The 7,447-nt window shown below is 37.7% G+C and carries 10 protein-coding genes; 6 read left to right on the forward strand and 4 right to left on the reverse strand.

Annotated features, from left to right (window positions below):
• Positions 1-114 precede the first annotated feature (114 nt).
• Positions 115-585, reverse strand: a complete 471-nt coding sequence (locus F6K64_RS28870) for a hypothetical protein (RefSeq protein WP_008187379.1) — start codon at positions 583-585, stop codon at positions 115-117.
• An 810-nt stretch (positions 586-1,395) separates the two neighbouring features.
• On the opposite strand from F6K64_RS28870, the gene F6K64_RS28875 reads away from it, so the two are divergent.
• Positions 1,396-1,983 carry a hypothetical protein gene (locus F6K64_RS28875; protein WP_044494106.1) on the forward strand — a complete coding sequence of 196 codons (588 nt, stop codon included), beginning with the start codon at positions 1,396-1,398 and terminating at the stop codon, positions 1,981-1,983.
• A 153-nt stretch (positions 1,984-2,136) separates the two neighbouring features.
• Here F6K64_RS28875 and F6K64_RS28880 read toward each other — a convergent pair whose 3' ends face one another.
• Positions 2,137-2,340 carry an SPOR domain-containing protein gene (locus tag F6K64_RS28880; protein WP_008187382.1) on the reverse strand — a complete coding sequence of 68 codons (204 nt, stop codon included), beginning with the start codon at positions 2,338-2,340 and terminating at the stop codon, positions 2,137-2,139.
• Between the two features lie 474 nt (positions 2,341-2,814).
• Here F6K64_RS28880 and F6K64_RS28885 point away from each other — a divergent pair, with 474 nt between their 5' ends.
• The 4 genes from F6K64_RS28885 to F6K64_RS28900 all read left to right on the forward strand — a co-directional run bounded on the left by F6K64_RS28885 (position 2,815) and on the right by F6K64_RS28900 (position 6,184).
• On the forward strand, positions 2,815-3,267 hold the full coding sequence (locus F6K64_RS28885) for a MerR family transcriptional regulator (protein ID WP_008187390.1): 453 nt from the start codon (positions 2,815-2,817) through the stop codon (positions 3,265-3,267).
• Between the two features lie 780 nt (positions 3,268-4,047).
• Complete coding sequence (locus F6K64_RS28890; RefSeq protein WP_008187395.1) at positions 4,048-4,746, forward strand: hypothetical protein; 699 nt, start codon at positions 4,048-4,050, stop codon at positions 4,744-4,746.
• 14 nt (positions 4,747-4,760) lie between these two features.
• Positions 4,761-5,375, forward strand: coding sequence for a hypothetical protein (locus F6K64_RS28895; RefSeq protein ID WP_008187397.1), 615 nt, complete (start codon positions 4,761-4,763; stop codon positions 5,373-5,375).
• Positions 5,375-6,184 carry a hypothetical protein gene (locus F6K64_RS28900; RefSeq protein WP_008187399.1) on the forward strand — a complete coding sequence of 270 codons (810 nt, stop codon included), beginning with the start codon at positions 5,375-5,377 and terminating at the stop codon, positions 6,182-6,184. The genes F6K64_RS28895 and F6K64_RS28900 overlap by 1 nt, the downstream gene beginning before the upstream one ends.
• A gap of 203 nt (positions 6,185-6,387) precedes the next feature.
• On the opposite strand, the gene F6K64_RS28905 is transcribed toward F6K64_RS28900, so the two are convergent.
• Entirely contained in the window at positions 6,388-6,612 is a 225-nt protein-coding gene (locus F6K64_RS28905; RefSeq protein ID WP_287267149.1) for a hypothetical protein, read from the reverse strand.
• Positions 6,613-6,631: 19 nt separating this feature from the next.
• Positions 6,632-6,778, reverse strand: coding sequence for a hypothetical protein (locus F6K64_RS28910; RefSeq protein ID WP_154659864.1), 147 nt, complete (start codon positions 6,776-6,778; stop codon positions 6,632-6,634).
• A gap of 216 nt (positions 6,779-6,994) precedes the next feature.
• Here F6K64_RS28910 and F6K64_RS28915 point away from each other — a divergent pair, with 216 nt between their 5' ends.
• Positions 6,995-7,447, forward strand: coding sequence for a MerR family transcriptional regulator (locus F6K64_RS28915; protein ID WP_008187390.1), 453 nt, complete (start codon positions 6,995-6,997; stop codon positions 7,445-7,447).

The following is a 7,447-nucleotide window of genomic DNA, read 5'->3' on the forward strand; positions in this document are numbered from 1 at the left end:
GGGTGAAGAATGAAGAATGCAGAATGCAGAATGCAGAATGCAAAAAACTTCCAATTCTTAATTCTTAATTCTTAATTCTTCATTCCTTAAAGATGTCTTAGTGTAAGTCCTGAGTTATTTCTTTGTGATGCCCTGAATCTTGGAATACTCCTGAACCTTAGAGATGAACATTGTGCCGACATCCCCTTCACACTTGGACTCAGAAGTGTTGAAGTTGTAGACCACACTGATAGCATTGCGGTCCCTGGTTATCGCCCCCCAATTTTTAGCTATTGTGGTGTCCGGCTTTCCCTCAGGAGATATTTCCAATTCAATAAAGTTGTTAAACTTGCCTGACAATGTACCTTTGAAAAGTCGTTCAGGAGAACATTTTGTGTTGCCCACCACTGAGGTACCGAATACGTTATCCCCCTCTTGATTTATATACATCTCGATCACACCGTTATAGGTGGTAGCATTCAAACTAGTCCAAGTTCCTATCCACTCACCCTCGAGACTTCCTGGGTTTGAGACAGAAGCCTCCGCCGCGCTAACATTGGCGAAGAGCAGGAATATTGAAGCAACCAACATGATCACTATACGCATTATTATCTCCTTAATAGAAGGTTATGAAAGATCAGCTTACCTGTCAAAAGACCTAATATAACAACTATAGCATTATTGCCAACAATCTCGACTAAATTAACAAAACTTAATATTTTAAAAAAATCAAGGACATTGCTATTTAAGGTCACTTAAAATTAGTACTCATAACCTATAGCGCTTTCAAACTATTTGTCAATTCATAAATCATGGAAAAAGTCAAGAGGCAATAGTAGCAATAGAACCATATCTTTATAGTAAATTAAAAAAAATACTTTCTCAGTTTACATCTCAAATGAAAATACTATATAGCGTTTTCAAACTATCTATTTGTAAATTCATAAATTATCGAAAAAGTCAAGAGGCAATAGGCAAGAGCTCCAGAGTTTTTTCTTAAAATACAAGAAGACCTGATCGCTTTTAGCGGCTCCAAAGAAAGGAGCATCGCGAAGCGTGGCTCACGGCCTTTCAGTTTACATCTCAAATGAAAATGCTATAGCTGATAAGCAGGCACACAAAATTAATTGCACATTTTTTAAAATTCAAAGCCTTGCAGGGTAAGGGTCACAGAGATTTAGAGTAGGCAATTAATTCTGTGTAGGTGCTTAGCACCTCAAGTAGCGTGCGCGTAGCGCATAAGCTGACGGAGTGATTTCCCTACCGATAGTTCGGTAGTCAGCACGAAACAAAACAAATCTCCCAAAAGTCAATAGTCTTAAGTAAAGAGGCAAACACCAGCAATTGGTCTTGATACTGCTGGTAAGTTCTCTACCTTGGCCTATGGGTACACCTTCAACTAATCAAGGGAATCAGATGAAAAACTTGCGTGCAATCACTCCATCTTCTTATATTATTGCTGCCTGTGCATTAACCGGGATTGTATCCTTTAGTGCAGTAACTAGCCAAGCTGGTCAAATGAAGTTCTTACCATCAGGTAACTCTACCGCAAGCGCTCAGGTTGAATCAGTAGACAATCAAGACCTACTGGCAGCAGTACCGATTCCCAGCAGTGAATTACCACCAGCCCTAGAGAAGAATACCGTATTTCGTGCGATCGCAAGTGGTGGTTTCTTTGGTCAAACCGTTGAAACCCGTCTGCTCAAGAATGGACAAGTGATTCAGCAGTACATAAGGATCAATGGGAATAGCACTCCCACTGAGATTGCTCGCATTTCCCGTCAAGATGTCAAAGGCTTTAAGAAGTTTCTCAACAAAGAGGTAGACTTTGGTCAGTTTGATCAGTTGAGTTACCCTGCTGCTATTGGTGCTGCTGATTATATCAGTGTTACTCTGAGCAGCAATGCTGGTACCACACGTTATGCCGATATTGGTCATGACCAGCTCCCAGAAGCTTTGCAGCAAGTGATTCAGAATTGGGAGACTATCGTGAGTAGTAAGTGATGTGTCAGCGGTTAGTGGTCAGCGGTCAGTGGTCAGCAGTCAGTAGTCAGTAGTCAGTGGTTAGCTACAATAACACAGATTAAACCAATGCATACCAAAAACTTAATGCTGAAAGCTGATTGCTGAAAGCTGATTGCTGATAGCTTAAGCTCCCTACTCCATCTCCTCAGATTCTCCCTCTATATCCTGGCCAATATCAAAGATAATGATAAATTCAGCATCAGGCATTAACCGCTTCAGAGCCTGCATGTGACCTTCTGCATCCGAGCGATTGCGGAAACGACCAACAACCACTCTTTGCATCATGGGCAATAACCGAACTACCGCCCATGGATAGAGGCGCTGAGAGTACGTCATAATATTAAGTTATCTCCTTAACTGGGGGACGAGAGCCAGCCTGAGAGGGTGGAAAATCTGGGGCTGGCTCTTACCGTGGAACGTTTTAGCGCCCACGGTAATTTTATTATAGCATAAATAATCTTATATTATAACATATTTTGAAAAATTTTGTAACGAACAGGGAATAGGGAGCAGGGAGCAGGGAATAGGGAGTAGTGGAGTGGGGAAAAATCCTGTGTAATAAATTAATTAATGTGTTAGATAACTATGTATGATGCGACCTTAGAGCCGCTTCCGATTCCCAATTTCCTAACTATTCCGATATTGACGTAATCGCTAATAGTGGAAACCACAGCAGTTGACTTGCTACCCACCCTTTCCACGCTTAACACACTTTTATACCTATTACCTGCTCCCTGCTCCCTCACATGGCCAATTTTTATTTTTTCTATTAAACTAGTATTATAGGAAGAGTTAAAAGAGACCCCACTCATGAACAAGTGCGTTGGAACTACTGAAGCAGCATCTCTATTAGGAATTTCTTCTCGACGATTGCGCCAACTTCTAGAGAAGGGTCGGGTGCGGGGTGCCTATAAAACTGGGAAATTCTGGATTATTCCCCTGTTCAACCATTTGCCACAAATTACCAAAGGTACTCGTGGACCGAAGGGGAAATGGCGCACTAGTCGTCCTCCCGCTCTAGCTAAGATTAATGTTAATCGCAATCACATAGGATCTAATATCAAGAAAAGCCCTCAAGACCGCAAGCCAGTGATTTCAGTAAAACGCAGTGGTAGCAATATCTACGGCAACGAAGTGGAAATCCTTGGTCCATGTAAGATTGTCTATAACCCAGATAATCCACTCGATTGTGGTGCTCGTTTGTGGATTGAAACCTTTAGTGATATTCACTTTGTGGGTGGTAGTTTTCCTGCTACTCGCTGAGGGGGTTAAGGGCTTGGTGACTATTCAAAATTATCAATTTAATTATTGGGCGTTCCAGCAGTTGAAGATTGATGATTAGCCTGTTTTATTTGCTCTAGAAACTCGGGGTATCAGTTTGCCATGAGTAATAAGTTGCGCCAGAAATACCTCCAGCATGATATCCAATATGGTTTAATAAATAGTTTTTGATGGCTGTAATAATATAATTTACTCGTTATTGAGTGTATTTTGAGCAAGCCATTGATGTCAGTAATAAGGAATATGAATTTTTACCTGGTAACATTCCTAGGTTCAAGCATATAAACAAACCGGCTGCGATCGCAAAAACCCTCACTCTCCCCCGCCCATTTCTTCCCTCACTACCAACCCCCTATGCTCCTACAGATAACATCAGTCTAAATCTCAAGCAACCAACTATATAGTTGTCATTTAATCCCTCATCCCCACTAGTTTCAAACTATTATAAGCAGGTGCACAAAATTAATTGCACATTTTACAAAAATCAAAGCCTTACAATGTAAGGGTTACAGAGATTCAGAGTAGGTAATTTATTTTGTGTAGGTGCTTATAGTGGTTACATGTGATCGCATTCCCACATCAGTTCCAGCGTTCCCCTAGTGCTCCTATTGGATAATTGCAAAACTCCTCTACTCTATGACTGAGTAGCAGGCATCGGGCATGCTCACAAAATTTATTAAATTTTATTGCGATATGTCAGTTATGAACATTTATAAAAAAATATTGTTATAAAATTAAACTAAAGAAGCTTCAATTACTCTTATGAAATGGGAATGGGATACAGAAGAATTAAATTATTTCAATGGAACTATACCTTGGTTTTTTGGTAAAAAGCTTGGAATTCTTGGTGTTGATGATAGTGGTAAATCAACTTTACGTAAACTTATGCTAGATTGTGAGTTGGTAAAAGATGTCAAACCTACATCAAAACGTGAACGACACCGAAGAGTAGTAATCAAAGAAAATAGAGCTAACAAAAAAATTGCCTTTTCTTATATTGATGATATTGCTGGAGACAGGAATAACTATAATGTTAAAAAAGAGGTTTTTAAAAAAGTAGAATATATTATTTATGTTGTCAGAAGTGAATATATTTTGGTGGTTGATCAGTTTGATAATTTTGTTAATAAATCAAAAAAACAACGATATATAGCTGCTATTAAGCATGATTTTAAACATTTTGATGATTGGGGAAAAAAAAATAATTTTATTATAGTAGGTAATTATTTTGGTGTTTTACCAGGAAAAGATATGGTGAACGTTAATCCAATAGAATGCGGAGTACCTAGTTTCTCAGATAGTGACTTCAGCAATTCGTATTTGAGAAATTTTAAAGATAGACTAAACACAGTTATCAATAATGCTCAAATTGTCAAAAACGCGGATTGGATTGTGGGTAGTCTTGTTTCAGGGAAATTGGCTAATCAATTAATCATAGATATACTTCAGAAGTTAATGTAAACCAGTTAATCAATATGATATCACTCTACTACTTTGTACCTAACTACCAAAAAGATACTTCAGATTTACTTGTTAAAGATACTCCTGGTATACTTGTAACAAACTTAAGAGAAATTAAACTATTTGATACTGAAGGTAAATTAGTTATGAATCGTATTGATAAATTAAAATTGTCTAACTTTAAAGTATTTAACAAAGAGAGGATTGATTTTTTTTACAGTAATTTTGAGTTTTATATTGAAACTGTTACTCAAGAATTTGATATTACCAATCGTCCTGCAATTATTGGTATTTATGGAAAAATTCCTGTTTTTAAAAATGGATATACAGTTCAAGACTGGCTATTTTATATTTCTAATAGAGTTGAAGAATTTTCAAAAAACCTTGATCGTACAATTTATGATTTACAGCTTAACACCATAAAAAAACAACTACTTGGTATATACTTACAAACAAAATGGAAAAGATTTGTATTTCCCATAATTCAATCTATTATTTTTTTACTTAATCCAATATTTATTGCTTGGTTAATCAGCTCATTTTTGAATACAACTAATCTCATTTTACCAAGTTGTATTATTTCTATAAGCAATGGTATATTGATTATTTTAAACGAGGAAGATTGGTAATGCCAGTTGGATATGAACCATACCCAAAAAAAATTCCTTCCGCAAACGAACGGCGAGTTATTATTGTTTTACCTGGCGATAAAATCGAACAGATCAGGAATGATAAAAACTATGATAAATTCTACCAATCAATTCAAACAAATGATCAAACTTGGCTAATGGATAACTTAATAGAAAACTATCAAGATCCAGAAACAATTAGTTTTTTGAAAAAGCTAGATCATGAGAATATTCTTGATAATGGAAATATTCTTGTTCAAAGTTCTGAAGATCCGATGAAATACTTTTTGGCAGATAAAGTTGAAAATAAGGTAGTTCTTCCCAAGTGGTATCACTATATAACAATCTGTAATTATTTAGGTGCTACAAGTATTGATTTAAAGATTACTGATGTTACGAATTTTGCAGAAGAGACTAATGTTAAAGCAAAGATTTTGGGTCTTATTTATAATTTATATTTAAGTGCAAAAATTTCTAGAGACAAGAAAAAGGAATTAGAAAATCATGCTAAAATGGAGCTTAAAAAGGAACCTCCTAATCTAGATCTTGTTAAAGAATATGTCAAGAAATACTCTTTAGAAAAAGACGCAGATATTAGCTTTATAATCAATAATCGCCAGTTCAATAAAGACTTAAAATTTAAACAAAATATAAATTTGTTTAGTCAAGTAGAAACAAGCCTGAATGTAGCAGCAAGTTTAGTAATACCGGAAAGTTTTACGCAGCTCAAAGCATCTTTAAAAAAATCAATTAAAGAAACTAGGAAATATACTGTCACTATAGCTTTAGATTTTGGCTATAAAAGCTAAAGCGATCGCACTCCATCCGGAACCCCGCCTCATCCGATCCATCCCCGACGGTGAAAATCCCTAACCTGCCAATCTCATTTCTGCGATTGACCTTTGGTCACTCTATGGAACGCATTCATGATATCTCCAATATCAGCAGCAGCTCGCGAACAGAAAATTCCAACTAATCAATACAGTTACCGGAATAGTTTTACTTCAGGGATTCAAACAATTGTCAGGAGCAGGTCACACAATAAAATGGGAGCGCATTTATATGTGATCCCATACAAGATTGACTGTAGGCTAGACTCTTCCGCTTGTTCCAAAGTTAGGATATTTGCGATCGCATTCCCGATTCTCGATTTCCTAACTATTCCGATATTGACGCAGTCGCTAATACTCGAAACCACACCACTTAACTTGACCCCCACCCTCTCCACACTTACCACACTTTAGCTGCTTTCATCCCTATTCCCTGTTCCCTCGCTCCAAAGTTAGGTTATTTGCGATCGCATTCCCGATTCCCCATTTTCTAACTATTCCGATATTGACGCAGTCGCTAATACTCCAAACCACACCACTTGACTTGACACCCACCCTCTCCACACTTACCACACTTTAATCCCTACTCTCTTTCTGCCTGATTTCCTAACTATTCTGATATTGACGTAATCGCTAATAGTGGAAACCACAGCAGTTGACTTGCTACCCACCCTTTCCACGCTTAACACACTTTTATACCTATTACCTGCTCCCTGCTCCCTCACATGGCCAATTTTTATTTTTTCTATTAAACTAGTATTATAGGAAGAGTTAAAAGAGACCCCACTCATGAACAAGTGCGTTGGAACTACTGAAGCAGCATCTCTATTAGGAATTTCTTCTCGACGATTGCGCCAACTTCTAGAGAAGGGTCGGGTGCGGGGTGCCTATAAAACTGGGAAATTCTGGATTATTCCCCTGTTCAACCATTTGCCACAAATTACCAAAGGTACTCGTGGACCGAAGGGGAAATGGCGCACTAGTCGTCCTCCCGCTCTAGCTAAGATTAATGTTAATCGCAATCACATAGGATCTAATATCAAGAAAAGCCCTCAAGACCGCAAGCCAGTGATTTCAGTAAAACGCAGTGGTAGCAATATCTACGGCAACGAAGTGGAAATCCTTGGTCCATGTAAGATTGTCTATAACCCAGATAATCCACTCGATTGTGGTGCTCGTTTGTGGATTGAAACCTTTAGTGATATTCACTTTGTGGGTGGTAGTTTTCCTGCTACTCGCTGA

The organism is Moorena sp. SIO3A2 (assembly GCF_010672265.1).
GTDB lineage: Bacteria > Cyanobacteriota > Cyanobacteriia > Cyanobacteriales > Coleofasciculaceae > Moorena > Moorena producens.